Source organism: Solimonas fluminis, assembly GCF_002930645.1.
GTDB lineage: Bacteria > Pseudomonadota > Gammaproteobacteria > Nevskiales > Nevskiaceae > Solimonas_A > Solimonas_A fluminis.
Genome location: NZ_PSNW01000002.1, coordinates 249,088 through 275,419, shown reverse-complemented (window position 1 = coordinate 275,419; position 26,332 = coordinate 249,088). Strand labels below are relative to the sequence as shown.

Genomic DNA, 26,332 nt, shown 5'->3' with positions numbered 1-26,332 from the left:
CCAGGGATGGCCGCCCAGGGGATCAACGGGGGAGCAGAGATCCCGCCATGGATGGCATCCCCACTGGAATGGGGCACCAAACGGCAGCCGGCCGGTCCTAGATCGGTAAACCCGAGGAGATGCAGATGCGAGGCTCGATGCTTCTGGCGGGGCTGCTGCTCGCCGCCTGCACGCGCGGCGACGGTGCGCCGGTGGCGCCCGCGGGCTCGCTGCAGGTGACGGAGGTGGCACGCGGCCTGGAACATCCCTGGGCGCTGGCCTTCCTGCCCGGCGGCCGCATGCTGGTCACGGAGAAAGCGGGGCGCCTGCGCCTGGTGGACGGCCGGGGCGCGATCTCCGCGCCGCTGGAGGGCCTGCCGCCGGTGGCGGCGGGCGGGCAGGGCGGCCTGCTCGACGTGGTGACGGATCCGGACTTCGCGCAGACGCAGCGCATCTACTTCAGCTACAGCGAGCCGCGCGCGGACGGCAAGGGCACGGCGGTGGCCCATGCGCGGCTGGGCGACAAGGGCCTGGAAGCGCTGCGCGTGATCTACCGCCAGCAACCCTCGATGGGCGGGCACAACCACTTCGGCTCGCGCCTGGCGTTCGCGCCGGATGGCGCGCTGTTCGTGACGCTGGGCGAGCGCTATGACGGCATGGACCAGGCGCAGGCCCTGGACGGCACGCTGGGCAAGGTGATCCGCATCGACCGCGAGGGCGGGGTGCCGGCGGGCAATCCCCATGCGGGGCGCAAGGATGCCCGGCCGGAAATCTGGTCCCATGGCCACCGCAATCCGCAGGGCGCGGCGATCCACCCGCAGACCGGCCGCCTGTGGGTGCACGAGCACGGGCCGCGCGGCGGCGACGAGATCAACGTGGTGCTGCCCGGCCGCAACTACGGCTGGCCGGTGATCACCTACGGCGTGGACTACTCCGGCCTGAAGATCGGCAAGGGCGAGAAGCAGCGGCCGGGCATGGAACAGCCGCTGCACTACTGGGTGCCCTCCATCGCGCCGAGCGGCATGGCCTTCTATACCGCGGACCGCTTCAAGGCCTGGCAGGGCAACCTCTTCGTCGGCTCGCTGAAGTTCGGCCAGCTCGTGCGGCTGGAACTGGACGGCGAGCATGTGAGCCGGGAGGAGCGCCACGACATCGGCGCGCGCGTGCGCGATGTGCGCCAGGGGCCCGATGGCTTCCTGTACCTGGTGACCGACGAGGACCAGGGACGCATCCTGAGGGTCAGCCCGGCCCGCTGAGATCCGCGGCCGAGGGAACATTGGCCGGTTCCGGCCGGTCACACAGGCATGATGCAAGGTTTGCTGGATGCCATCGCCCGCGGATTCCAGGGCGGCAGCCTGGAATTTGCACTGCCGGACGGACGGCGCTTCACGCTGGGCGCCGGGGAGCCGCGTGCCCGCCTGCGCTTCCGCAGCGCCGCCGCGCTGCGCCGCGTGATGATGGCGCCCGCGCTGCGCCTGGGCGAAGCCTACATGGACGGCGACTGGCAGCCGGAGGGGACCGACCTCAAGGACCTGCTGGGCATCGGCGTGCGCCTGGAGGCGCATCGCGAGCACCAGACGGCCCTGGGCCGCTGGGCGCGGCTGCGCAGCCTGCTGGGCGAGATCAACACGCCCCTGCTGTCGCGGCGCAACGTCGCCCACCACTACGACCTGGACGAGAGCTTCTACCGCCGCTTCCTTGACGCGGACATGCACTACTCCTGTGCCTATTTCCGCGAGCCGGACCAGACGCTGGAGGAGGCGCAGCAGGAGAAGTGCGCGCTGATCGCGCGCAAGCTGGACCTGCAGCCCGGCATGAGCGTGCTGGACATCGGCTGCGGCTGGGGCGGGCTGGCGATGCACCTGGCACAGCACCACGGCGTGCACGTCACCGGCGTGACGCTGTCGGAAGGCCAGCTTCGCGCCGCGCAGCGGCGCGCGCGGGAGCGTGGCCTGGAGGGCCGCGTGGAGTTCCGCCTGCAGGACTACCGCGACACGCCGGGCCGGTTCGATGCGGTGGTCAGCGTGGGCATGTTCGAGCACGTGGGCCGGCCGCAGTACCGGCGCTTCTTCGAACGCGTCGCGGAGCTGCTGCAGCCGCAGGGCGTGGCCTTGCTGCATACCATCGGGCGCGAGTGCTGTCCGGGCGGCACCAATCCCTGGATCCGCAAGTACATCTTCCCCGGCGGCTACATCCCCGCGGCGTCGGAGACCCTCTCGGCCGTGGAGTGCAGCGGGCTCTGGCTGACCGACTTGGAGGTCTGGCGCCTGCACTACGCGCGCACGCTGGAGGAATGGCACCGGCGCTTCCAGGCGCGGCGCGAGGAAGTGAGCGCGCAATTCGACGAGCGCTTCTGCCGCATGTGGGAGTTCTACCTGCAGGCTTCCGAGGCGAGCTTCCGCGACGGGGACCTGGTGGTCTTCCACCTGCAGCTGGCACGCGACCGGCGGCGGCTGCCGCTGACCCGGGAATACCTGTACCGCTGAGCGCGGCGGAGCAGCGCCTACAATGGCGCCCCGTCCGTCTCGATCCTGCCATGCGTCCTCGCCTGTCCTGCCTGCTGCTGTTGCCGGTCATCGCCGCCTGCGGCAAGGAGACGCCGGCGCCCGTGGCGGCGAAGGCGGCCCTGCCCGCGATCGTCGAGCCGGCGGTGCGCACGGTGAAGGACGGCGACGCGGTGCGCTTCCTGTTCGACAGTCCCGAGGCCTATGCCGTCACCGTGACGGTGCGGGCGCAGCTGCAGGGCATGGAGGCGGACCGGCGCCTGCCGCTGACCCGCAGCAGCCAGGGCGCGCGGGAACAGGCCCTGTTCACGCTGCGCCCCGTCCCGGGCGGCGCGGGTGGGAAGTACCGTTACGAGTGGCGCTGGCAATGCGGCGATGCCGGCGGCGTCCACGACGGCGCCCAGGCCTACCTGCTGCCGCTGGCGCCGGGGGCCGACTACGAACTGATCCAGGGTGCCGGCGGCAGCTTCAGCCACCAGGGGGCGTCGTTCAACGCCTACGACTTCTCCGCCCCCGAGGGCACCGCGGTGCGGGCGGCGCGCGCCGGCGTGGTCTGCGCCACCCGGGCGGACTCGGACCGCGGCGGGCCCACCCGGGACTATGCCGACGACGCCAACTACGTGGCGGTGGTGCATGCCGACGGCACGGTGGGCTGGTACCTGCACCTGCGGCAGCACGGCGTGGTGGTGGAGCCCGGCGAGGCGGTGGCCGCCGGCCAGGTGCTGGGCTACTCCGGCAATACGGGTTACTCCAGCCGGCCCCACCTGCATTTCGAGGTCTACAAGCCGCTGTCGGGCTATGCGCGCCGCAGCCTGCCGGTGCGTTTCGACACCGGGGCGGGGGAACCGCAGGCGCTGGAACAGGGCCGCTACTACCAGCCGGCGGCCGGACGCTGAACCCGGCTTCGGCTGAGGGTTTTCTGACGGCGCCGTCAGCGCTGCGGCCAATTGCCTTCCTGCGGCGGGCCCTTACACTGCCGCGCCTTCGTCACCATCCCGCCTGTACCGATGCCCCTGCACCAGCGCCTGATCCACCGTAGCCGCCGCCTCGCCCGCACCGCCACCCACAGCACCGTCAACCTGCGCGATCGCCTGCTGCGCAGCGAGGAACTGGTGCAGGCGGAGCGCACGCCCTTCGAGGTGATCCACCGGGAGGGCATCGCGCAGCTGCGCTACTACCCGCCGCTGGCGCAGGACGAGATCGAGCTGCCGGACCAGCGCGTGCCGGTGCAGCGCCAGACGCATGCCGTGCCGCTGGTGCTGGTATCGCCGCTGGCGGTCAACATGCTGATCTACGACCTGTTCGAGCAGCGCAGCCTGGTGCGCTACCTGCGCGCCCGCGGCTTCGAGCTGTACCTGGTCGACTGGGGCCGCCCCGACTCGCGGCATGACGAATACCGCATCGGCACCTACGTGGCGGAGCTGATGCCGAAGATGCTGGCGCAGGTGCGCGCGCACAGCGGCAGCCAGCGCCTGTCGCTGCACGGCTGGAGCTTCGGCGGCCTGTTCTCCTACGCCTACGCCGCGCTGAGCCGCGACCCGGACATCGTCAACCTGGCCCTGGTCGGCGCGCCCTGCGACTACCACAACAACGGCATGCTGGGCCTGCAGTACCAGCGCCTGTCGAAGCAGCTGCGCTGGCTGCGCGACCGCACGGGCTTCCGCCCGCACAACACCTCGCCGCGCTGGTGGCGTTCGCCGGGCTGGGCCAACAGCCTGGCCTTCAAGCTGACCAACCCGGTGGCGAGCCTGCAGGGCTATTTCGAGCTGCTGCGCAACCTGCACGACCGCGAGTTCGTCAGCGACCACGCCACCAACGGCGCCTTCCTCGACGGCATGGTGGCCTACCCGGGCGGCGTGATGCAGGACATCGTGCAGTACCTCTGGGCCGACAACGTGCTGGCCAAGGGCCGCCTGCCGATCAAGCGCTGCGAAGCCGAACTGCGCGACATCGACGCCAACCTGCTGCTGGTGGCGGGCACCGAGGACGTGATCGTCACCACCGGCTGCACGCACCCGATCCTCGAGCACGCCCGCAGCCCGGACAAGACGCTGATCGAGGTGCCGGGCGGCCACATGGGCATCCTCGGCGGCAGCAAGGCGCCGCTGCACATCTGGCCGCAGGTGGCGGACTGGCTGGCGGCGCGGTCGACGTGAACGCCGAGCCCCTGGGTTTCCGCCTGCCCTGAGCCTGTCGAAGGGTGGGCGGAAACCGGGGCCCGCCGGCGGTGCATTCGCACTTCGACAAGCTCGGCATGAACGGCTTCGACCTCGGGGACGAGCCCTACGCCTCCAGCAGCATCCCTTCCGGCGCCGGCTCCGCCGTGCGCTCGCCCACCGTGGCCTCCACCGCCATGCCATGCGCGGTCACGCTGTCGATCTGGTCGGGGAAGCGCGGCGGCAGCGCCAGAGCGTCCTCCTCGCTGAAGGTCACCATCTGGTAGCCCAGCACGTCCGGCGAGCCCGGCGTGAGCTTGTCCTGCCACCACCACTCGAAGATCGCGCGCTCGGGCTTGAGGCTGACGATGCCGTAGCCGTGGTCCACCCACTCGACGTAGCGGCAGCCGTTGTTGGCCAGCAACAGGGCCAGCTCCAGCAGGCGCGCGGCGGCGACGTTGAGCGCGGGCGCGGCAGCGGAGCCCAGGGCGTTGGCGACCAGTTCGTCGGCGCCGCCGCGCCCCATGGAGCTGGGGGCGAACTCCACGCCGACGGAATCGGCGCGCAGGTTGACGCCCGGCAGGTTGCCGGTGAGTGCGCGGCCCCAGCCGGCCAGCAGGTTGTCGGGCGTGGAGCCGCCGCGCGGGTTGGGCGCGGCCAGGCCCAGGCCCGGCGGCAGCAGCGTGCTGGTCTCCACCAGGTCCGAGGCCCAGTTGCCGTGGACGTCGCCGGAGACGAAGACGTTGTTGCGCACGCGCGTGGCCGCGGGATTGGCGCCGCGCAGGTAGCCGAACAGCGCGGCGCGTTCGGCGGTGTAGTCGCTCCAGCGCGAGATGCCGAGCTTGGGCAGCGGCACGCCTTCCACCACGTCCGGCGTGTCGGCGGGCGCGATCCAGGTCTGGTTGTTGACCAGGCGCCAGGTCACGCCGCGCTGCGCGGAGGCGAGCATCTCGCCGGTGAACCACTCGAACTGGCGGCGGCCGAACAGGCTGGGGGCGCCCTCCGGCAGGTGCGAGGCATCCATCTCCTGGCCGTGGCCCGGCAGGCCGATCTGCGTATCCACGCCATAGATGTCCAGCAGCGGGCCGTAGGGCAGCGCGCGGTAGACCAGCTTCGCATCCGGCGGCTCGGGGTAGCGGCCGTCGTCCACCAGCAGGAAGCGGCCGCTGCCGTCGGCCAGCACCGGGCGCGAGGGGGTCCATTCCCAGAAGGCGCGCGTGGTGTCGGCCAGCGTCGCGGTGGAGCTGCCGCCGTCGATGCCGGTGGGCAGCTCGTTGCCGAAGCCTTCGTCGATGTCGTGGTTGTCCCAGACGATGAACCAGGGATGTTGCTGGTGCGCGCGCAGCAGGTTCGGCTCGCTGCGCCACAGCGCGTAGCGGCGGCGGATCTCGGCCAGGTTCAGCCAGTCGCGGTAGTCCACGTCGGCGGTGTCGGCGCGGCCGCGGCGGGCGCGCACGGTCTCGTCCTCGTCGACGAAGTCGTAGATGTAGTCGCCGCAGTGGATCACCAGGTCCAGGTCGTTGCGCGCGGCCAGGTGGCCCAGGCCGCTCCAGTAGCTGGACCAGTAGCTGGAGCAGGCCAGCACGGCCACGCGGACCTCGCCGGCCATCGCCGCCGGCGCGGTGCGCGTGCGGCCGGTGATGGAGTGGGCGCCCAGCGCCTCGAAGCGGTAGTAGTAGGTGGTGGCGGGTTCCAGGCCGGTCACGTCCACCTTCACGGTCCAGTCGCGCGCGGCAACGGCGGCCTGCCTGCCGCTGCGCACGATGTCGCGCATCTGCGGGTCGCGGGCGATGCGCCAGGTCACCTCCACGCCGCCGCGGCGCGGCTCCAGCTCGGTGATGCGCGTCCACAGGATCACGCGGTCGGCCAGCGGATCGCCGCTGGCCACGCCGTGGGCGAAGGGCAGCAGGCTGCCGGTGGGGAAGTCGAACTCCGGCGGCGGCACCGTGCCGGGCGTGAGTTCGCCGTTGCCGCTGTCGCCCGCCGGATCGCTGTCACCGCAGCCGGCGAGGCCGGCGGTCCCCAGGCCCAGGCCGACGCCGCCGGCCTGCTTGAGGAACTCCCGTCTGGTGCCCATGTCTCCCCCCGGAGATTTCTTTGTGGGCCATATACCAGACGCCGCTTGCGCCCGTATAACATCGCGGCCCGTTAGATGAGATTTCCCATGTCCGAACTGCTGCTGTCGCCCGCCGAAGCCCGCGTGCTCGCCTCCCTGGTGGAGAAGTCCATCACCACGCCGCAGTACTACCCGATGACGGTCAACGCCATCATGCTGGCGGGCAACCAGAAGACCTCGCGCAGCCCGGTGATGAGCCTGACCGAGGGTGAGGTGGGCAATGCGCTGAACCGCCTGGAGGAGCTGAAGCTGGTGGCGCGCGACAGCTTCAGCGCCCGCGCGCAGAAGTACCGGCACCAGTTCAGCCCGCAACTGCTGCTCAAGCCGCAGACCGCCGCGATCCTGGCCACGCTGATGCTGCGCGGCCCGCAGACGCTGGCGGAGCTGCGCGCCAACGGCTCCGGCCTGGGCGGACCGACCGAGGGCGAGGCCCTGGCCGCGGCGCTCAACGACCTGGCCGACCGTGCCCAGCCCCTGGTGGTCCTGCTGCCGCGCGCGGCGGGCCAGAAGGAGGCGCGCTATGCCCACACTTTGTGCGGCGACACCGCCGGCACTGAATGGGCCGAGCCCGAAGTGCCCGCCGCCCGCCCCGATCCGGGCGCCCTGGCGGCGCTGGAGGCCCGCGTGCAGGCACTGGAAGCCCGCCTGGCCGATCTGGAAGCCCTGATCAAGTAGGCGGCGTCGGCTGTAATCCTTTTACCTACAGGCACTTGAGCCGATTTCCGGGCGGGAATCGGACGATCGTCCAGTTTGTGCACGCTTTTTGCGAAGTACGTCACAGGGCCCAAGCCGGGCCCGGTACAGGAAAACAGTCATGAACCCCGAAACGATCTACGTGAAGACGGAGAAAGGACGGGAGGAGATCCGCAGCAGGGCCGCCGGATTGTCACAGGCGCTCCGCATCCTGCTGATTGCGACCGACGGCGAGAAGCCGATCGCCAAGCTGGCCCGCCTGCACCCGGCCGGTGCCGGTGCGCTGGAACTGATGGCGGAACTGCAGGCCTTCGGCTTCGTCGAGCCGCTGACGGCCGGCATGGCCAAGCCCACGCCGGTCAAGCGTCCGACGATGGCGGCTCCGTCGACGGCTTCGGCCTTTGGCCTGCCGGAGACGCAGAAGTACGTGATGTCGCTGAGGTGACGGCAGCCTTGGCGGCTTTCGCGGCGCGCTTGTCGCGCAGCATCACGACGTTGTTGCCGCGGCGCTCGAGGTCGAACAGGCCGGTGGCCTCGATCAGGTCGCCGAGGTAGCGGTACCCATAGTTGCGGGGGTCGAACGAACCCTGGTTCTTGAGTACGCCTCCGACGGCGCCCTGGTGAGCCCAGCCGTCTTCTCCCGCGGCCGCTTCCACGGCATTGCGCAGCAGCGCGACCAGCTTGTTGTCCTGCCGCAGCTGGGTGGTGTTCTTCTTCGCCGGCACCGCCTTCGGCGCATCGGCATCGGCGACATTGCTGTCCTCGCCCAGGTTCTCGAGGTAGAGGAACTTCGAGCAGGCCGCCACGAAGGGCTCCGGCGTCTTCTTCTCGCCGAATCCGTAGACTTCCAGGCCGCGCTCGCGGATGCGCATCACCAGCGGCGTGAAGTCGCTGTCGGAGGAGACGATCGCGAAGGACTGCAGTTGGCTGGTGTAGAGCAGGTCCATGGCGTCGATCACGATGGAGACGTCGGTCGCGTTCTTGCCCTTGGTGAGGTCGAACTGCTGCACCGGGCGGATCGCGTACTCATGAAGCTGGTCCGCCCAGCGCTTCAGGCCCGGCTTGGTCCAGTTGCCGTAGGCGCGGCGGATGTTGGCGACGCCGTACTTGGCCAGTTCGGCGAGGATCACGTCGATCTTGGCGGCCGGCGCGTTGTCGGCGTCGATCAACAGGGCAATGCGGGCGGGATTTTCGGCCACGGTCGTTCTCCGGCTTCGGCGCCCATGATCGCATGTCCTGGCAAGGGCTATGCTTGGAAATACGAGCATGTCGGCCTACCGCATCACGCTGAACGGCAGGACCTGGGTCTTCGAGGACCTGCGGGCGCTTATGGCCTGCGCCTCGCCGCGGCGTTCCGGCGACGAGCTGGCGGGCCTGGCGGCGCAGGGCGACGAGCAGCGAGTGGCCGCGCGCCACGTTCTGGCGGAACTGCCGCTGCGTGCATTCCTGGAACAGCCGCTGGTGCCCTACGAGGCCGACGAGGTCACGCGCCTGATCCTGGACACGCACGATGCCGCGGCCTTCGCGCCGGTGTCCGGCATGAGCGTGGGCCAGTTCCGCGACTGGCTGCTGTCCTATGCCGCCACCACCGAGGCCCTGGCCGCGCTGGCGCCGGGGCTGACGCCGGAGATGGTGGCGGCGGTCAGCAAGCTGATGCGCAACCAGGACCTGATCGCGGTGGCGGCCAAGTGCCGCGTGGTCACCGCCTTCCGCAGCACCATCGGCCTGCCGGGCCGCCTGGCCTGCCGGCTGCAGCCGAATCACCCGACCGACGATCCGCTGGGCATCGCCGCCTCGATCCTCGACGGCCTGCTGTTCGGCATGGGCGATGCGGTGATCGGCATCAACCCCGCCAGCGACTCGGTGCCGGATACCATCCGCCTGCTGCAGATGCTGGACGAGCTGCGGCTGCGCTACGACATCCCCATGCAGTCCTGCGTGCTGGCGCACGTCACCAACAGCCTGCGCGCCATCGAGCGCGGCGCGCCGCTGGACCTGGTGTTCCAGTCCATCGCCGGCAGCGAGGCGGCCAACCAGGGCTTCGGCGTGAACCTGGCGCTGCTGCGCGAGGGCATGGAGGCGGCGCAGTCGCTGAAGCGAGGCACCGTGGGCGGCAATGTCATGTACTTCGAGACCGGGCAGGGCAGCGCGCTGTCGGCCAATGCGCACCACGGCGTGGACCAGCAGACCATGGAGGTGCGTGCCTATGCGGTGGCGCGCGAGTTCTCGCCGCTGCTGGTCAATACGGTAGTGGGCTTCATCGGGCCCGAATACCTCTACGACAGCAAGCAGATCATCCGCGCCGGGCTGGAGGACCATTGCTGCGGCAAGCTGATGGGCCTGCCGATGGGCGTGGATGTCTGCTACACCAACCATGCCGAAGCCGACCAGGACGACATGGACACGCTGATGACGCTGCTGGCCAATGCCGGCGTGAACTTCGTCATCGCCGTGCCGGGCGCGGACGACGTGATGCTGGGCTACCAGAGCCTGTCCTGGCATGACGTGCTGGGCCTGCGCCACCTGCTCAAGCTGCGGCCGGCACCGGAGTTCGAGGCCTGGCTGCAGCGCATGGAACTGCTCGATGCCCAGGGGCGGCTGGCGCCGCCGGGCGAGCGCGTGATGCAGCGGATGCTGGCATGACGGACGAGGTCGCCGCCGATCCCTACGCGCGCCTGCGCGCCGCCACGCCGGCGCGCATCGGCCTGGGCCGCAGCGGCGACGGCTTGCCGACGCGCGCGGTGCTGGAGTTCCAGGCCGCGCATAGCCGCGCGCGCGACGCCGTCCACGGACGCGCGGACTTCGATGCCGTGGCGGCGGCGCTGGCACCGCTGGACAGCCTGCGCGTGCACAGCCGCGTGGAGGACCGCGCGCAGTACCTGCGGCGGCCGGACCTGGGGCGGCGCGTGCGCGAGAGCGACCGGTCCCTGCTGCCGCGCGGCGACTGGGACCTGGCCTTCGTGATCGCGGACGGACTCTCCGCCGAGGCGGTGAACCGCCACGCCGCCGCGCTGGTGCACGAGACCCTGCATCGCCTGCCGGGCTGGCGCGCGGCGCCGGTGGTGCTGGCGGAGCAGGCGCGGGTGGCGCTGGGGGACGAGGTGGGCGAGGCGCTGGGGGCGAGGCTGGTCGCCGTGCTGGTGGGCGAGCGGCCGGGCCTGTCGGTGGCGGATTCCCTGGGCGTCTATCTCACCTGGGAGCCGCGCCTGGGGCGGGCGGATTCGGAGCGCAACTGCATTTCCAACATCCATGCGAATGGGCTGTCGGTGCAGCGGGCGGCGGATACGCTGGCGTGGTTGCTGGACGAGGCGCGGAGCCGGCGGGTGACGGGCGTGGGGTTGAAGCTCGAAGCACTGAGTGCGGCCTCCTACCCGCCGCCCCTTCATCCCGTTCACACCGAGTAGCCTCGCGAAGCGTGCGTATCGAGGTGCCCAGCCGAGGGTCGGGGGTGTGCCTCGATACGCACGCGGCCCTGCGGGCCACGAGGCTACTCGGCATGAACGGTTCACCGGAACACGGCGGCACGGCAGCGCCGGCATCGTAGATAATGCGCCCCCCATGGCCCGCCCCTACGACCTCGTCGCCACCGCCCTCGCCGAACAGCGCGACTCGCTGCTGGCCCGGGACTACGTGCGCTTCGCCAAGCTGGTGGAGCGGGCGCAGCGCGGCGGCAAGATGGATGTGGCCCGCCTGCAGCAGGACGTGGAGAAGGCCAGGGAGCGGGTGGAGCAGCGCAAGCTGCTGGTGCCGGCGGACCTGAATTATCCGGAGGAGCTGCCGGTCGTCCAAGCGCGGCAGGAGCTGCTGGAGGCGATCCGCGATCACCAGGTGGTGGTGGTCTGCGGCGAGACCGGCTCGGGCAAGACCACGCAGCTGCCCAAGCTCTGCCTGGAGCTGGGGCGCGGCACGCGCGGGCTGATCGGGCATACGCAGCCGCGCCGGCTGGCGGCGCGCAGCGTGGCCAACCGCATCGCCTCCGAGTTGCGCGGCAATCTCGGCGACACGGTGGGCTACGAGACGCGCTTCGATCGCCGCGTGTCGGAGCGCTCGCTGGTCAAGCTGATGACCGACGGCATCCTGCTCGCCGAGCTGGGGCGCGACCACCTGCTGACCAGCTACGACACCATCATCATCGACGAGGCCCACGAGCGCAGCCTCAACATCGACTTCCTGCTGGGCTGGCTCAAGCGCATCCTGCCGCAGCGTCCGGACCTGAAGGTCGTGGTCACCTCGGCAACGCTGGACCCGGAGCGCCTGTCGCGGCACTTCGGCGGCGCCCCGATCAAGCTCGTCTCCGGCCGCACCTATCCGGTGGAGCAGCGCTACCGCGCGCCCGCCGACGAGAGCGACCTGGAGGGCAACATCGCCTCGGCCATCGAGGAACTGTGGCGGCCGATGCCCAATGGCGACGTGCTGGTCTTCCTGCCCGGCGAGCGCGAGATCCGCGACGCGGACCGCGTGCTCACGGGCCGCTTCCCCCGCGCCGAGGTGCTGCCGCTGTATTCCCGCCTCGCCGCGCAGGCGCAGGACAAGGTGTTCTCGCCCGGCAGGCAGCCGCGCATCGTGCTGGCCACCAATGTCGCCGAAACCTCCGTCACCGTACCGGGCATCCGCTACGTGGTGGACACCGGCACCGCGCGCCTCAACCGCTTCTCGCCGCGCACCGGCGTGCAGCAATTGCAGATCGAGCCGGTGTCGCAGGCGGCGGCCAACCAGCGTGCCGGCCGCTGCGGGCGCCTGGGGCCGGGCGTCTGCATCCGCCTCTACGCGGAGGACGACTTCGCCGCGCGCCCCGCCTTCACCGATCCGGAGATCAAGCGCGCCAACCTGGCGGGCGTGATCCTGTCGATGATCGCGCTGGGGCTGGGCGAGGTGGACGACTTCCCCTGGGTGGATGCGCCGGACTCGCGCAACGTCAGCGATGCCTACCGGCTGCTGCAGACCCTCGGCGCCCTGGACGACTGGCGCAAGCTGACGCCGCTGGGCGAGGAGCTGTCGCGCCTGCCGCTGGACCCGCGCGTGGCGCGCATCGCGCTGGCCGGGCGCGGCAAGGCGCAGGCCGACGCGATCTGCGTGCTGGCGGCGGCGATGTCGGTGCAGGACCCGCACGAAGTGCCGCCGGATGCGCAGGACGCGGCGCGTGCCGCGCACAAGAGTTGGCAGCATCCGAAGTCGGATTTCCTGACGCTGCTCAATCTCTGGCAGCGCTGGAAGACCTGGAGCGACGAGTCCTCCAACCGCCAGTTGCGCCGTGTCTGCCGCGAGCACTTCGTGTCCTTCCTGCGCATGGAGGAATGGGAGCAGGTCTACCGCCAGCTGCGCGACATGCTGGGCGTGAAGGGCGAGCCGGCGAAGCTGAAGCCGCAGGACCTGGACGCGCTGTACCCGCAGTTGCACGAGGCCCTGCTCGCCGGTTTGATCGACCATATCGGCCTGAAGCTGCCGGAGAAGGGCGAATACCAGGGCCCGCGCAACCGGCGCTTCCGCATCCATCCCGGCTCGGCGCTGGCCAGGAAGGGGCCGCAGTGGCTGATGAGCGCGCAGCTGGCGCAGACCAGCCAGCTCTTTGCCCGCACCAACGCGGCCGTGGAGCCGGAGTGGCTGGAGCGCGTCGGCGCCCACCTGATCAAGCGCAACGTGCTGCACCCGGAGTGGAACTCCGAGCGAGGCGAGGTCACCGCCACCGAGCACGTCAGCCTGCTGGGCCTGCCGCTGCTGACGCGCCAGCGCAACTACGGCGCCACCCATCCCGCGGAAGCCCGCGCGATCTTCATCCGCGAGGCGCTGCTGCGCGGCGAGATGTCGCGCAAGCCCTCGTTCCTGGAGCAGAACCTCGCGCTGATCGAGGAGGTGCAGGACAAGGAAGCGCGCCTGCGCCGGCCGGACCTGCTGGCCAACGACGAGCAACTGGAGCGTTTCTACCTGGAGCGCCTGCCGGAGGACATCTGCACCACGCGCCAGCTCAAGGATTGGCTGCGCCACGACCCCAAGGCGCAGTCGCGCATGCGCATGCAGGAGGCCGACGTGCTGCGCCCGGGCGCCGATGCCAACGTCGAGTCGCAGTTCCCGGATCATCTCGATGTCGGCGGGCAGCGCCTGGCGCTGAGCTATTCGCATGAGCCTGGGGAAGAGCACGACGGCGTGACCTTCCACGTGCCGCTGGCGGCGGTGCACACCCTGCCGGAGCACGTCTTCGACTGGCTCGTGCCGGGCCTGCGCACGGCCAAGATCGAGGGTCTGATCCGCACGCTGCCCAATGCGCTGAGGCGCTACTGCACGCCGGCGGCGGAATACGCCCGCGCGCTGGCGGAGCGCTTCGAGCCGCCGCCGGAGCGGCCGATCGTCGAGGCCATGGCCGAGGCGCTGAAGTCCATGACCGGTGCCGCGATCACGCACGAGTCCTTCGCGCCGGAGAAGCTGGAGCCGCACCTGGTGCCGCGCCTGCAGCTGGAAGACGCGCAGGGCAGGCTGCTGGGCACGGGCAGCACGCTGGCCTCGCTGCAGGGCCGCTTTGCCGGCCAGGCGCGCCAGGCGCTGAACACGGCGGCGACGCGCGACGATGCGCTGAAGCAGTGGAAGCGCGACAACCTGGCCGACTGGGATTTCGAGAAGCTGCCGGAGACGGTGCCGATGGCCGGGGCCAAGGCCTGGCCGGCGCTGCAGGCGGAAGGCGAGAAGGCCCACCTGCGCCTGTTCGAATCGCCCGAGGCCGCTGCCGCCGCGCACCGTGCCGGCACGCGCACGCTGCTGCTGGCGCGCATGCCGGACCGCACGCGCGACCTGCTCAAGGCGGTGAAGAGCAAGCTGGGCCTGCAGCTGATGAGCCTGAAGCTGGCCCCCGAGACGGTGGCGGATGCGCTGGCGCGCCGCGCCGCCGACGCGGTGCTGCTGGCCGCGCCGGTGCGCGACAAGGCCGGGTTCCAGCAGGCGCTGGAGAAGCGCGGCGCCTTCAGCATCGAGGCCTACAGGCGGCTGGACGAGCTGGCGGCCTGGCTCGGCACCGCGGCGGAGCTGCGCAGGAAGCTGGGCGCCCTGGGCAACCGCTGGCCGGTGCCGCTGGCGGATCTGCGCCAGCAGCTCGACAGCCTGTTTTCGGAGGGGTTCCTCGACGCCATCCCGGAGCCGCAGTGGCCGCGCGTGGCGGTGTACCTGCGGGCGATCAGCGTGCGGCTGGACCGCCTGCAGAACAAGCCGGCCCGCGACGAGGAACTGACCCGGCAGGTGCAGCCCCTGGCCGCGAAGCTGCCCGGCCCCTTCCACGAGGCCCGCTGGGTGCTGGAGGAGTGGCGTATCACCTTGTTTGCACAGGAACTGAAGGCCCAGGGCTCGCCCAGCGCGGCGAAGGTCACGGCCCTGTCCAGCGGCGCGGCCTAGCCGCTGCGGGCAAGGGGCATGGGGTGTTTGTGCTATTTCCCCTACAGTCTGTAGGGATAGAATGACAGCATGGCCCGGTCCGCAAGCGACCGGGGCCGGGATCCCGCCAGGGGCCCGGCCTAAAGTTACGGAAAACACGGCCGCTACCCGGACACCCGATCCCTCCCGGCCATGCGCATCGATCTCCCCAGTGCCGCCTTGCAGCCCACCGTGACCCGGTTGAATCCCGGGGCCGCGCTGCCGGAATTCGCGCTGGCCATGGACCTGCCGCCGGCCGTGCCGCCGCTGCCCCGGCCGACCCCGGCGCCCGCCATGCCCCTGGCGCCGCAGCGCCCGGTGGCCACCCTGCTGATGCAGGTACTCGGCCAGCCGCCGCCGGCCCACTGGCGCCTGCGCGAGCTGGATCCGGCCAGCTATGCGCCGGCCCAGCCCGATCCGGAAATGCCGCAGACCCTGTCCCTGGAACTGCGGCTGGTCAGCTCCGACGGCCATGCGCTGCCGGCGCGCCTGGTGCTGTCGGTCTTCGCCCTGGCCCGCGAACAGGCCCCGGGGCTGGTGGAGGCGCTGCGCCGGCACGACGCCTCGGCCATGCCGGGGCCGATCCTGGACCGGACCGCGGCGGAACTCGCGGGCACGCGGCATGGCTTCGAATGGACCGCCGACGGCCGCGCGCTGTGGCAGGCGCAGGCCCTGGCCATGCGTGGCTGGCTGCAGGTCCGTCCGCGCGAGCTGCCGCGCAAGCCCGGGGCGGCGCTGTCGCAGCCGGCCGAGCCGGGGGAGTTCGATCCCGAGCCGATGCCGGCAGGATCGCCGCCGATGCCCGACGATGGCGCACCCGTGCTGGGCGTGGGCCAATGGCTGTGGCTCAGCGCCAAGGGCTTCGGCAGCTGGCTGAAGACCTACTGGTAGGCCGGCGACCGGCAGCGGTGCGGAGACAATGCGCATGAAACGGCGCATAATCAGGGTGTATTCGCCGGAGTGGATGCCATGTCCTCCTACGCCCGTCCCGACCCGCGCCGTCGCGTCAATCTCACCGTCCGCGAAAGCCTGCTGCGCGATGCCCGCGCGGCCAAGCTGAACCTTTCACGCTTCGTCGAAGAGAAGCTCGAACAGGCGCTGAAGGAGGAACGCGGCCGCCGCTGGCAGGAAGAGAACGCCGAGGCGATCCGGGCCTTCAATGCCCGCATCGAGCGTGATGGGCCGCTGAACGCCGACCTGATTTCCTTCTGATGGCGCAGTTTTCGGTCTATCGCAACCCGCGCGCGAGCGCGCGTCACGCGCCCTACCTGCTCGATGTGCAGTCGGATGTGGTCAACGCCGGCCTGCGAGTGGTCGTGCCGCTGGTCGATCCGGGATACTTCGGCCCGCGTGCCAAGCGGCTCAATCCGCTGATTGAAGTATCCGGGGCGGACTATGTATTGTCGCCCGCCGAAATCGGCTCGCTGCCGCTGGCGCAACTGGGCGCAGCGGTGGCCCATGCGGGGGCCGTCCGCCAGGACATCCTCGACGCCCTCGATTTTCTGCTTACAGGCTATTGATGAAGAACATCCCCACCCAAGAGCGCCTGATCGCCGCGCTCGACGTGCCCGCCGCCCCCGAAGCCCGCGCGCTGGTCCAGCGCCTCGGCGACTCGGTGCGCTTCTACAAGATCGGCATGGAACTGCTGATGGCGCCGGGCTTCTTCGAGCTGCTGGACTGGCTCAAGGCCCAGGACAAGAAGGTCTTCGTGGACCTGAAGTTCTTCGACATCCCCGAGACCGTGGCGCGCGCGGTGAAGAACCTGAGCGAGCGCGGTGCCGACTTCTGCACCATCCACGGCAACCAGTCGATCATGGAAGCCGCCGCCAGGGCCAAGTCCGGCAGCACCAAGGTGCTGGCGGTGACGGCGCTGACCAGCCTGGACCAGGGCGACCTCGACGACCTGGGGTTCCAGGTGGACGTCGCCGAGCTGGTGCTGTCGCGGGCGCGGCGCTCGCTGCAGGCCGGCTGCGACGGCGTGGTTTCGTCCGGCCTGGAGGTGGAGCGCCTGCGCCGCGAGGCGCCGCGCGAGCTGATCTGCGTGACTCCCGGCATCCGCCCGGTGGAGAACCGCGTAGAGGCCGATCAGAAGCGCATCATGACGCCGGCCGCCGCGATCCGCGCCGGCGCCGACTACCTCGTGGTGGGCCGCCCGATCCGCGACGCCGCCGACCCGCGCGCCATGGCGCAGGCCATCCAGACCGAAATTGCCGAGGCTCTCCGTGCAGCTTGATAACGATCGTTTCCTGCGGGCCCTGAAGCGCCAGCCGGTGGACCGCACGCCGGTGTGGATGATGCGCCAGGCCGGCCGCTACCTGCCGGAGTACCGCGAGTCGCGCAAGAAGGCCAAGGATTTCATGGCGCTGTGCCGCAACCCGGAACTCTGCTGCGAGGTCACGCTGCAGCCGCTGGCGCGCTACCCGCTGGACGCGGCGATCCTTTTTTCCGACATCCTGACCATTCCCGACGCGATGGGCCTGGGCCTGCGCTTCGTCGAGGGCGAAGGTCCGGTGTTCGACCGGCCGCTGCGCGACGCGCACGCGATCGAGGCCATCGGCGTGCCGGACCCGGAAGGCGAGCTGCGCTACGTGATGGACGCGGTGCGCACCATCCGCGGCGCGCTGGGCCGCAAGCTGCCGCTGATCGGCTTCGCCGGCAGTCCCTGGACCCTGGCCACCTACATGGTGGAAGGCGCCGGCGGCTCCGACTACGCCAACATCAAGCGCATGGCCTTCGACACGCCGGAGATGCTCGACAGCCTGCTGGCGAAGCTCTCGGCCAGCGTCAGCCTCTACCTGGAGGCGCAGATCGCGGCCGGTGCAGACGCCGCGATGGTGTTCGACACCTGGGGCGGCGTGCTGAGCCCGGCGCTGTACGAACGCTTCTCGCTGCAGCCGATGCAGCGCATCGTCGCGCATCTCAAGCGCGTGGCGCCGCATATCCCGGTGATCCTGTTCACCAAGAACGGCGGACAGCACCTGGAGCGCATGGCCGCCACCGGCTGCGATGCGCTGGGCGTGGACTGGACCACGGACCTGTCGGTGGCGCGTGCGCGCGTCGGCCGGCAGGTGGCGCTGCAGGGCAACCTCGATCCGATCTCGCTGTTTGCCCGGCCGGAGCGCATCGAGGCGGAAGTTGCACGGGTCTTGCAGGACTTTGGCCATGGCCCCGGGCACGTGTTCAACCTCGGTCACGGCATCCTGCCGCAGACGCCGCCGGAGCATGCCGGCGCGATGATCGAGGCGGTGCGCCAGCTGAGCCCGGCGTACCACAAGTAGGGCCTGTTCCCGGCGTTCAGCCTGCGGTCAGCGGCGTCGGCCAAGCTGGCGGGCGAACGATTCTGGCAGGCCAGTTCTGGCAGAGGGAGGAATCGGCGGATGTTCTCGATCCTGTTGCCCGGGTACCTGGTCGGCATCATCAAGTTCACGATGATGCTCGCCGTGCTGCTGTTCTGGTTCGCGGCGATGCTGCCCGGCGTCCTGCTGAAGCTGCTGCCGGTGGCGGCCGTGCGGCGCGCCGCCAGCCGCTACTGCGTCTGGATCGCCGCGCAGTGGGTCGGCAGCAACCACCTGCTGTACCGCTTCATCCATCCCATGCAGTGGGACATCGACGTGCGCGGCCGCATGGAGCCGGGCAAGAGCTACCTGCTGATCTCCAACCACCAGAGCTGGGCCGACATCCTGGTGCTGTTCGACCTGCTGCACGGGCGCACGCCGTTCGCACGCTTCTTCATGAAGCAGCAGCTGCTGCTGGTGCCGATCATCGGGCTGGTGTGCTGGGCGATGGACTTTCCCTTCATGAAGCGCCACTCGCGCGAGGCCGTCGCCGCCAACCCGGCGCTGCGGGGGCAAGACCTGGCAACCACGCGCCGTGCCTGCGAGATCTACCGCCGCGAGCCGGTCACGGTGGTCAACTTCCTGGAAGGCACCCGCTTCACCGAGGCCAAGCGCGTCGCCAGCGGCTCGCCCTACAAGCACCTGCTCAAGCCAAAGGCCGCGGGCCTGTCGTTCACGCTCAATGCCATGGGCGAGCAGTTCGCCGGCATCATCGACGTGACCATCGCCTACCAGCCCAGCGGCAAGGGCCTGGTCTGGAGCTGGCTCTGCGGCGAGCAGGACCAGCTGGCGATGCACGTGGACCTGCTGCCGCTGCCGGCCGAGCTGCTGCACGGCGACTATGACGGCGATGCGGAATTCCGCACGCGCTTCCAGGCCTGGGTCAACGGCCTGTGGCAGCGCAAGGACGCGCGCCTGGAACGCATGCTGGGAGACCGGCCGGCGCTGTCGCCGACACAGGCCGCTCATTCCTGAGCAGGATCCGTGGGAGCGGCCCTTGGCCGCGATCCTGGCTTGCGGCCGGGGGCCGCTCCCGCGAGGAGAGCGGAGCGCTCAGTACGACCGCCCGTCCTTGTGCGCGAACTGCCAGCCGCCGTCGGGGCCGATCACCGCGGCGAGGTCGTCGTCCGGATAGTTCACCGAGTCGCCGCGCGTGCGGTCGCCCACTTCCAGGTACACCACCAGCTCGTCGCCGCGGTTCACCAGGTGGTGCGCATTGCCGCTGCCGGCGCGGAAGCCTGCGCACATGCCCGGCTCCAGCGGCGTCTCGCCCTGGTCGGTGACCAGCACCGGGTGGCCTTCGAGGATGTAGATGAACTCATCCTGGCGCGAATGGCTGTGGCGCAGCGCCGAGATCGCTCCGGGCTGCAGGCGGGTCAGGTTGACGCCGAAGTTGCGCAGGCCGAAGGCCTCGCCGAGCGCGCGCTTCTGCCGGCCCGAGACGCGCGAGGCGAAGGGCTCCGGGTAGTTGCTGGGCTTGGCGCGGGGGGCGACGTCGGTGGCGGCGATGGCCGCCAGGTTCTGCGGATTCGGATCGATGCTCATGCTGGTTCTCTCCCGGTACGGGATTTTACCTGCGACGGGCCTGCATGAGCTCACCCCCAAAGGGTAGTTGTCGCGGCCCATGGCCCCTCAGGCCCCGCGCCGGCACTCGGCGCTGCCCGCCACGCGCGAGCGGAAGTACAGCGCGATCAGTTCGAACACGCCTAGAGGCGCCAGCTTCACCAGCAGGGTGTCGGTCAGGTATTCGCCGCGCGGATCGCGCCGGCGGGTCACGCGGCGCAGCCGCCGGTGCGCCTCCAGGTGCAGCCTCGGGCAGTCGGTGACCTGATCATGCGCCGCCGTGTAGCAGCGGTAGGCCTGTTCCAGCTGGCCGGAGGCCAGCGCGGCGTCGCCGTCGCGCCAGAGGCTTTCGGCCGCTGCGCTGCGCTGCCCGATGGCCTCCATCAGCGGCCGCTCAGGCAGGCGTTGAGGTCGCCGTTGAGCAGGTCGACCTTGGCACGGTCCTCGATGCTGCTGCGCTGGTACTTGTCGCGGTCGGCGCGGGTCAGGGCCAGTTCCTTGGCCAGGTTGCGGGCGTCGGCGGAGGAATTGTCGCGGGCGGCCTGGGCGGCGGACAGCTCGGCGCGCAGCTTGGCCAGCTCGGCATCCTTGGCGGCGGCGGCAGGCGCCTGCTCATCGACCTGCGCATGGCGCTGCAGGTTGGCGACCCGGGCCTGCAGGGCGTCGCGCTGCTGGCGCAGCACCTCGGCCTCCTCGCGGGCGGCATCGGCGGCGGCCTGCGTGGTGTCGATCTGGTCGCGCATGCCGTTGGAGAGTTCCTGCAGGTCGGCGAGCTGCTGCTTGAGCTTCACCGGGTCGTCGGTGGCCTCGAACACGGGACCGCGCGGCGGCGCGTCCAGCGGTTCCTCGGCGAAGGCCGGGGCGGCGGCAAGGACGAGAGCGGCGAGCAGCAGGCGGGACGGGTGCATGGGAATCTCGGTCGGTAAGGACCGCCGAAGCGTAGCCTTACGGCGCCCTAGCTTCCACCGGTTTCGCGCTGCGCCATTTGCACCCATTCCTTGTGCAGCTGGTTGTAGTGGCGCCCGGCGTTGCGGCTCTGCTTGACGACGCCCTGGAACAGGTCGGCGGCACGGGCCGCCTCGCCGCCGGCCTTGAGCATCTGGGCCAGGCGGCAGGCCGGCTCGGGACCGGGGTAGTAGGCGCAGAGCGCCTCATATTCGTGGATCGCTTCGGGCTTGCGGCCCAGCTGTTCCAGCGCCCGGGCATAGAGCAGATGTCCCTCGGGCGAGCGGTGAGAGGGATTCCTTTCCTTGAGCTGGTCCAGCGCCCGCAGCGTCTGTTCCGCCTCGCCCAGGCCAAAGCAGGCGCGCGCCAGGCCCAGCAGCAGCACCGGGTCGTCGGCGTAGACACCCTTGAGGCTGCGCTCGTAGAGCGACTTGGCCTCGGCGTGGCGGCCCTTGAGGAGGCATTGCTCGGCCAGCGCCATCGCGTTCTGTACCGTGTCGGCGGCGTCCAGGTTCTGCGTGGCCTCACGCAGATGCCGGTCCGGATTGACGCTGTCGGCCATGCGCCGGCGCGCGCTGTGCGCGGCGCGGCTGTTCATCAACTCCGGCAACAGCTCGACGATGAAATAGGCCAGGCCGCCGATCATGGGTGCGAAGATCAGGATGAACACCCAGGTGGTGTTCCGTCCCGTCTTGAGCACGTGGACCACCAGCGCCAGCTGGATCAGGATGGAAAGGATGAAAATCGGCATGCAGGCCTCCCCGGTGAAGTCTGCTTATAGGCGCTGGCCGTTTTGCGACGCAAGCTGCCGCCGCTGCCAGGTTCCGCGGCCCGGCTAGGCGGCGCGCAGCTCCGCCAGCACCGTGGCCGTTTCCGGACGCACCCCGCGCCACAGCGCGAAGCTCACCGCGGCTTGTTCCACCAGCATGCCCAGGCCGTCGGCGATGCGCGCCGCGCCCTGCGCCCGCGCCCAGGCGGCGAAGGGCTCATGGGCCTTGCCGTAGCTGAGGTCGTAGCAGGCGCCGCCCGGGGCCAGCAGCGGGCCCGGCAGCTTCGGCATGAAGCCCTGGTGCCCGGTCGAGGTGGCGTTGACGATGACGTCGTAGAGGTCGCCCTTCAGCGAGGCATGCGTGCGCGGCGTGATCCGCCCCTGCGGCTTGAACTGCTCGGCGATCTCCTCCGGCTTCCAGGGGTTGCGGCTGGACAGCACCAGCTCGGCCGGCTTCTCGCCCAGCAGCGGCTGGAGGATGCCGCGTGCGGCGCCGCCGGCACCGATCACCAGCACGCGCTTGCCGGCCAGCCCGATGCCGCAGTTGCGGCGCAGGTCGGTGACGAATCCTTCACCGTCGCTGTTGTCGCCCTGCCAGCCGCCTTCCGTGCGCAGCAGCGTATTCACCGCGCCGGCCAGCTGGGCACGCTCGCTGACCTGGCCGCAGAGCCGGGCCACGGCCAGCTTGTGCGGCAGGGTCACGTTGAAGCCGCGATAACCCTCGGCATGCAGTTGCGCCAGGCGCTCGGCCAGCGCCTCCGGGGCGATCTCGAGGGCCTCGTAGCTCATGGACTGGCCCGTGGCCTCGGCGAAACGGCCGTGGATGAAGGGCGACTTGCTGTGGCTCACGGGGGAGCCGATGACGGCGTAGCGATCCATGGGGGAGACAATCTGGCGGGCGGCCGGCGGGCCGGGGGCGGCAGTTTGCCCGAAGCCCCCGCCCGGCGAAACCGGTGACAGGCGGTGGCAGCGTCCGGACACCGCCCTGAGGTAGGATCGGAAGCAGATTCCCTGGGGACACAGAACGATTCCTCGCACCGGCCGCCCCGCGCGCCGGCCGCCCGCCGCATGACCGACCTTTCGCGAACCGCCCCCGAACCCAGGATGCCCGGCGCCGGCAAGGGCGGCGTGCTGCCCGAGGGCACGCGGCTGATGGAGTACGAGATCCGCCGCGTGCTGGGCAAGCCCGGCGGCTTCGGCGTGACCTACCTGGCGCTGGATACCAACCTCGACCACGAGGTGGCGATCAAGGAATACCTGCCAGTGGAGTTCGCGCTGCGCATGGCGGACGGCCAGATCGCCGTGCGTTCCGAGGAGGATGCCGCCGCCTTCGACTGGGGCCGCCGCTGCTTCCTCAACGAGGCGCGCCTGCTGGCGCGCTTCAACCATCCCAACGTGGTGCAGGTGCACCGCCTGTTCGAGGCCAACGGCACCGCCTACATCGTCATGGACTACGTCCGCGGGCGCTCGCTGGCCGAGGAGCTGCGCGGCACCCTGATCGCGGAGCAGGCACGCCTGGAGGCGCTGCTGCTGCCGCTGCTCGACGGGCTGCAGAGCGTGCACGCGGCCGGCGTGCTGCACCGCGACCTCAAGCCGGAGAACATCCTGCTGCGCGACGACCGCACGCCGGTGCTGATCGACTTCGGCGCCGCGCGCGGCGAGCTGGGCAGCCACAGCCGCTCGATGCTCAACGTGCTCACCGCCGGCTACGCGCCGGTGGAGCAGTATTCGCAGAAGGGCAACCAGGGTCCCTGGAGCGACATCTACGCGCTGGGCGGCGTGGTCTACCGTGCGCTCACCGGGCACAAGCCGCCGGATGCGGTGGACCGCCTCGGCCAGGATCCGCTGGAGCCGCTGGAAAACCTGGTGACACGGGGCTTCGACGCCAATTTCCTGCGCGCCGTGGACTGGGCGCTGCGCGTGCCGATCGCCGAGCGCCCGCAGAGCGTGGCCGACTGGCGCCGCGCGCTGACCGGCCAGACCCTGGTGGCGCCGCGGCCGGTCCCGACGGCGGGGCTGGCGGCCTCGCCGCTGGACCTGGACGTCACCCAGGACCCGACCGCCGTGCTCGCCGACCCGGACGACGAGCGCACGCAGCCGCTGGCGCCGCAGCAGGCGGCGCTCGTGCCGGAGTCCATGCTGCTGCCGCGGCGTGCCTGGCCGGCCTGGCTGCCGCGGGCGGCCGTCGCCGCCGCGCTGCTGCTGGTGCTGCTGGCCACGGCGCTGCAGTTCGGCGGCGAGCCGCCGGAGACGCCGGAACCGGCGCAGGCTCCCGCGACGGCCGCCGGGCCGCCGCCGGTGGCCGTGACGGAAATTCCGCCGGAACCGGAACCGCCGCCCGCTCGCTGGGACGAACCCGCGCCCGCGCCTCCGCCCCTGAGCATTCCGCCGGCGGCGCCCCCGCAGAAGAAGCCCGTGGCGGCCGCTCCGGTGCCGGCTCCGGGGGCCGCGCCTGGCCCGCGTCCGGCACCGGCGCCGGAACTCACCGAGATGCTGCCGCCGCTGAACTACGTGCGGCAGCAGGCCGGCGTGCCGCTGCTGAACTGGGCGCAGCCCAATGTGCGCGCGGCGCAGCGCTGGGCGGAACAGCTGGCGGGCGAGGGCTGCAAGCCGCGCGTGAATGCCGACCCGGCCTGGCGCGCCCAGTACCGCGACACGCTGTTCCACGCCTATGCCAATGCGCCCTATGAGGGCTGGCGCCGTACGCCGGGGCAGGTGGTGGCGCGCTGGAACGAGGGCAGCCGTCACTACAGCCGCGAGAGCGGCCGCTGCCTGGAGTCGCGCGACGGCTGCGGCCAGTACGCGCAGCTGGTGGATGCGCAGGTGCGCAAGGTCGGCTGCGCCCGGGCGCGCTGCGAGACCGCCGAGGTCTGGGTCTGCACCTACTCGGCGCCGCCGAAGGACTAGGGCCTGTCAACACTACGGCCGTCGCAGCGACGGCCGTAGTGTTGACAGGCCCTAGGGGAGCTCCGAAAAGTCGGTTCGTGCTGGTCCTGAGCCTGTCGAAGGATCGGAGCAGGGGCGGACTTCAGACTTCAGGGCGAACGGCGAGCTTTCAACGGCAGGACGTCACCCGGGGAAACAGCGCGCCCGCATGCGCGCGCAGTAGGCGACCAGGTTCGGATAGCGCCGCGCCGCGTCGTTCAGCGGCGTCTTCATCGCCGGCTCGCAGATGTTGCCAAGGAAGCCGTAGGCGGTGGCGTCGAAGCTGGTCGGCTCGGCGCCGAAGAAATAGGGCTGCTCGCCGAGCAGTTCCGACAGCGCCCGCAGGTCCGCCTCGGCGCGGGCATAGAGGTCGGCCGGCGGATGGCGCCCCATGCCGTGGCCCCAGGCGTCGCGGCGGATCTGGCCGCGGATCATGCGAGTCACCAGGGCGCGCACCGGCGCGGGAATCCTGCCGAAGAACACCGGCCAGAACTGCGCCCAGCCCTGCGGGTCGATCCAGCGCGAGTAGACCAGGCCCCAGTAGGTGTTCTCCTCCAGCATGCGGCGCATCGCATGCGCCTGCGCGCGCTGCTGCGGACCCAGGCCCGCGTCCAGGTCGATGCCGTGCTTCTGCGACAGGCGCTGGATGATGCGCTCGGAGTCGCAGAGGGTCTCGCCGTCGGCCACCACCACCGGCAGCTTGCCCACCGGGGCCTTGCGCGGATCGGGTTGCCACTTGATCTCGTAGGGCAGGCCGGCGAGCCGCAGCCAGGTCTCCAGCTTCATGCAGAAGGGCGAGATGTTGGGCATGCCCAGCCCGGTGGGGAACTGGTGGAGTTCGATCGTCATCTGCCTGTTCCCCCCGCGTGTCGATTATTCAGCGAGCCAGATCGCCGCCTGCTTCGAGTAGTAGCTCAGGATCATGTCGGCGCCGGCCCGGCGGAAGCACAGCAGCGCTTCCAGCATCGCCTTGCGCTCGTCCAGCCAGCCGTTCTGCGCGGCGGCCTTGAGCATCGCGTACTCGCCGCTGACCTGGTAGGCCGCCACCGGCACCGCGAACTCGTCCTTCACGCGGCGGATGATGTCGAGGTACGGCAGGCCCGGCTTGACCATGACGATGTCGGCGCCTTCCTGCAGGTCCAGCGCCACTTCGCGCAGCGCCTCGTCGGTGTTGGCCGGATCCATCTGGTAGGTCTCCTTGCCGCCCTTGCCCAGGTTGGCCTGCGAGCCCACGGCCTCGCGGAAGGGGCCGTAGAAGGCGCTGGCGTACTTGGCGGCGTAGGCCATGATCAGGGTGTTGTGGCGGTGGTCGCGCTCCAGCACCTGGCGGATGTGGTTCACGCGGCCGTCCATCATGTCGGAGGGCGCGACGATGTCGGCGCCGGAGCGCGAATACAGCAGCGCCTGGCGCCGCAGGATCTCGCAGGTGGCCTCGTTGTCGACGTAACCCTGGGCGTTGAGCACGCCGTCATGGCCATGGCTGGTGTAGGGGTCCAGCGCGACGTCGGCGATCACGCCGATCTCCGGCACCGCGTCCTTCACCGCCTTGATCGAGCGCACCATCAGGCTGTCGGCGTTCAGGGCCTCGGCGCCGTCGTCGCTCTTCTTCTCCTGCGGGGTCACCGGGAACAGTGCTACGGCCGGCACGCCCAGCTTGACCAGCTCGCGGCACTCGGCCACCAGCTGCTCCAGGGTCAGCCGCTGGACGCCGGGCATGGAACCCACCGGACCGGCCAGCCCGCCCTCGGCCACGAACAGCGGCTGGATCAGGTTGGCCGGGGTCAGCGCGGTCTCGCGCACCATGGAACGGATGAACGGGGCCTGGCGCGTGCGGCGCAGGCGGGTGGCGGGATACTGGCCTGGGGTCACGGTTGCTTCCGGTGGATCAAGGCGGGAGGGCCTTGGCCAGCGATTATACCGGCCCCCCGGGGGCGCACGGCGATTCGGCTATCATG

The 26,332-nt window shown here is 70.8% G+C and carries 25 protein-coding genes; 16 read left to right on the top strand and 9 right to left on the bottom strand.

Going from position 1 to position 26,332, the window contains the following annotated elements; translation table 11 throughout:
• Positions 1–125 precede the first annotated feature (125 nt).
• The 4 genes from C3942_RS05075 (at position 126) to C3942_RS05060 (ending at position 4,639) form a co-directional block, all read left to right on the top strand.
• The gene (locus C3942_RS05075) at positions 126–1,235 is read left to right on the top strand and encodes a PQQ-dependent sugar dehydrogenase (protein WP_104229276.1); all 1,110 of its coding nucleotides are present in this window, start codon (positions 126–128) and stop codon (positions 1,233–1,235) included.
• 48 nt (positions 1,236–1,283) lie between these two features.
• Positions 1,284–2,465, top strand: a complete 1,182-nt coding sequence (locus C3942_RS05070; RefSeq protein WP_207765976.1) for an SAM-dependent methyltransferase — start codon at positions 1,284–1,286, stop codon at positions 2,463–2,465.
• A 50-nt stretch (positions 2,466–2,515) separates the two neighbouring features.
• Positions 2,516–3,379 (top strand): M23 family metallopeptidase, encoded by an 864-nt coding sequence (locus tag C3942_RS05065; RefSeq protein WP_104229275.1) that lies wholly within the window; start codon positions 2,516–2,518, stop codon positions 3,377–3,379.
• A 111-nt stretch (positions 3,380–3,490) separates the two neighbouring features.
• Positions 3,491–4,639, top strand: coding sequence for an alpha/beta fold hydrolase (locus C3942_RS05060; RefSeq protein WP_104229274.1), 1,149 nt, complete (start codon positions 3,491–3,493; stop codon positions 4,637–4,639).
• 127 nt (positions 4,640–4,766) lie between these two features.
• Here the strand turns inward: C3942_RS05060 and C3942_RS05055 are convergent, their stop codons facing one another.
• Entirely contained in the window at positions 4,767–6,716 is a 1,950-nt protein-coding gene (locus C3942_RS05055) for an alkaline phosphatase D family protein (protein WP_104229273.1), read from the bottom strand.
• A gap of 87 nt (positions 6,717–6,803) precedes the next feature.
• Between C3942_RS05055 and C3942_RS05050 the strand changes: the two genes are divergently transcribed.
• Together C3942_RS05050 and C3942_RS05045 are read left to right on the top strand one after the other, a co-directional pair.
• A complete protein-coding gene (locus tag C3942_RS05050; RefSeq protein WP_104229272.1) occupies positions 6,804–7,430 on the top strand; it encodes a YceH family protein in 627 nt (208 codons plus the stop codon).
• A gap of 139 nt (positions 7,431–7,569) precedes the next feature.
• Entirely contained in the window at positions 7,570–7,893 is a 324-nt protein-coding gene (locus C3942_RS05045) for a hypothetical protein (protein WP_104229271.1), read from the top strand.
• Here C3942_RS05045 and C3942_RS05040 read toward each other — a convergent pair.
• Positions 7,808–8,647: an NYN domain-containing protein gene (locus tag C3942_RS05040; RefSeq protein ID WP_104229270.1), complete on the bottom strand. Its 840-nt coding sequence runs from the start codon at positions 8,645–8,647 to the stop codon at positions 7,808–7,810. The genes C3942_RS05045 and C3942_RS05040 overlap by 86 nt on opposite strands.
• 67 nt (positions 8,648–8,714) lie before the next feature.
• Between C3942_RS05040 and C3942_RS05035 the strand changes: the two genes are divergently transcribed.
• The 9 genes from C3942_RS05035 to yihG all read left to right on the top strand — a co-directional run bounded on the left by C3942_RS05035 (position 8,715) and on the right by yihG (position 19,150).
• Positions 8,715–10,091, top strand: coding sequence for an ethanolamine ammonia-lyase subunit EutB (locus tag C3942_RS05035; RefSeq protein WP_104229269.1), 1,377 nt, complete (start codon positions 8,715–8,717; stop codon positions 10,089–10,091).
• Positions 10,088–10,852, top strand: a complete 765-nt coding sequence (eutC, locus tag C3942_RS05030) for an ethanolamine ammonia-lyase subunit EutC (protein ID WP_104229268.1) — start codon at positions 10,088–10,090, stop codon at positions 10,850–10,852. The genes C3942_RS05035 and eutC overlap by 4 nt, the downstream gene beginning before the upstream one ends.
• Positions 10,853–11,006: 154 nt before the next feature.
• The gene (gene hrpA / locus C3942_RS05025; protein ID WP_104229267.1) at positions 11,007–14,822 is read left to right on the top strand and encodes an ATP-dependent RNA helicase HrpA; all 3,816 of its coding nucleotides are present in this window, start codon (positions 11,007–11,009) and stop codon (positions 14,820–14,822) included.
• Positions 14,823–14,993: 171 nt separating this feature from the next.
• On the top strand, positions 14,994–15,731 hold the full coding sequence (locus C3942_RS05020) for a hypothetical protein (RefSeq protein ID WP_104229266.1): 738 nt from the start codon (positions 14,994–14,996) through the stop codon (positions 15,729–15,731).
• Positions 15,732–15,809: 78 nt separating this feature from the next.
• Positions 15,810–16,052, top strand: coding sequence for a type II toxin-antitoxin system CcdA family antitoxin (locus tag C3942_RS05015; RefSeq protein ID WP_104229535.1), 243 nt, complete (start codon positions 15,810–15,812; stop codon positions 16,050–16,052).
• Positions 16,052–16,360, top strand: coding sequence for a CcdB family protein (locus C3942_RS05010; protein ID WP_104229265.1), 309 nt, complete (start codon positions 16,052–16,054; stop codon positions 16,358–16,360). The genes C3942_RS05015 and C3942_RS05010 overlap by 1 nt, the downstream gene beginning before the upstream one ends.
• Positions 16,360–17,073 carry an orotidine-5'-phosphate decarboxylase gene (gene pyrF, locus C3942_RS05005; RefSeq protein ID WP_104229264.1) on the top strand — a complete coding sequence of 238 codons (714 nt, stop codon included), beginning with the start codon at positions 16,360–16,362 and terminating at the stop codon, positions 17,071–17,073. The genes C3942_RS05010 and pyrF overlap by 1 nt, the downstream gene beginning before the upstream one ends.
• Complete coding sequence (gene hemE / locus C3942_RS05000) at positions 17,063–18,118, top strand: uroporphyrinogen decarboxylase (RefSeq protein ID WP_104229263.1); 1,056 nt, start codon at positions 17,063–17,065, stop codon at positions 18,116–18,118. The genes pyrF and hemE overlap by 11 nt, the downstream gene beginning before the upstream one ends.
• A 99-nt stretch (positions 18,119–18,217) precedes the next feature.
• On the top strand, positions 18,218–19,150 hold the full coding sequence (yihG, locus tag C3942_RS04995) for a 1-acylglycerol-3-phosphate O-acyltransferase, YihG family (protein WP_104229262.1): 933 nt from the start codon (positions 18,218–18,220) through the stop codon (positions 19,148–19,150).
• Positions 19,151–19,228: 78 nt separating this feature from the next.
• On the opposite strand, the gene C3942_RS04990 is transcribed toward yihG, so the two are convergent.
• The 5 genes from C3942_RS04990 to aroE form a co-directional block, all read right to left on the bottom strand.
• The gene (locus C3942_RS04990) at positions 19,229–19,720 is read right to left on the bottom strand and encodes a cupin domain-containing protein (protein ID WP_104229261.1); all 492 of its coding nucleotides are present in this window, start codon (positions 19,718–19,720) and stop codon (positions 19,229–19,231) included.
• 87 nt (positions 19,721–19,807) lie between these two features.
• Positions 19,808–20,122: a hypothetical protein gene (locus tag C3942_RS04985; RefSeq protein ID WP_104229260.1), complete on the bottom strand. Its 315-nt coding sequence runs from the start codon at positions 20,120–20,122 to the stop codon at positions 19,808–19,810.
• Complete coding sequence (locus tag C3942_RS04980) at positions 20,122–20,646, bottom strand: hypothetical protein (RefSeq protein ID WP_104229259.1); 525 nt, start codon at positions 20,644–20,646, stop codon at positions 20,122–20,124. The genes C3942_RS04985 and C3942_RS04980 overlap by 1 nt, the downstream gene beginning before the upstream one ends.
• A 47-nt stretch (positions 20,647–20,693) precedes the next feature.
• Positions 20,694–21,434: a tetratricopeptide repeat protein gene (locus tag C3942_RS04975; RefSeq protein WP_104229258.1), complete on the bottom strand. Its 741-nt coding sequence runs from the start codon at positions 21,432–21,434 to the stop codon at positions 20,694–20,696.
• An 84-nt stretch (positions 21,435–21,518) separates the two neighbouring features.
• Entirely contained in the window at positions 21,519–22,331 is an 813-nt protein-coding gene (aroE, locus tag C3942_RS04970) for a shikimate dehydrogenase (protein WP_104229257.1), read from the bottom strand.
• 225 nt (positions 22,332–22,556) lie between these two features.
• Here aroE and C3942_RS04965 point away from each other — a divergent pair, with 225 nt between their 5' ends.
• Positions 22,557–24,359 carry a protein kinase domain-containing protein gene (locus tag C3942_RS04965; protein WP_165797323.1) on the top strand — a complete coding sequence of 601 codons (1,803 nt, stop codon included), beginning with the start codon at positions 22,557–22,559 and terminating at the stop codon, positions 24,357–24,359.
• Between the two features lie 162 nt (positions 24,360–24,521).
• Here C3942_RS04965 and C3942_RS04960 read toward each other — a convergent pair whose 3' ends face one another.
• Entirely contained in the window at positions 24,522–25,226 is a 705-nt protein-coding gene (locus C3942_RS04960; RefSeq protein ID WP_104229255.1) for a glutathione S-transferase family protein, read from the bottom strand.
• Between the two features lie 24 nt (positions 25,227–25,250).
• Positions 25,251–26,246 (bottom strand): porphobilinogen synthase, encoded by a 996-nt coding sequence (gene hemB / locus C3942_RS04955; RefSeq protein WP_104229254.1) that lies wholly within the window; start codon positions 26,244–26,246, stop codon positions 25,251–25,253.
• Positions 26,247–26,332: the final 86 nt, after the last annotated feature.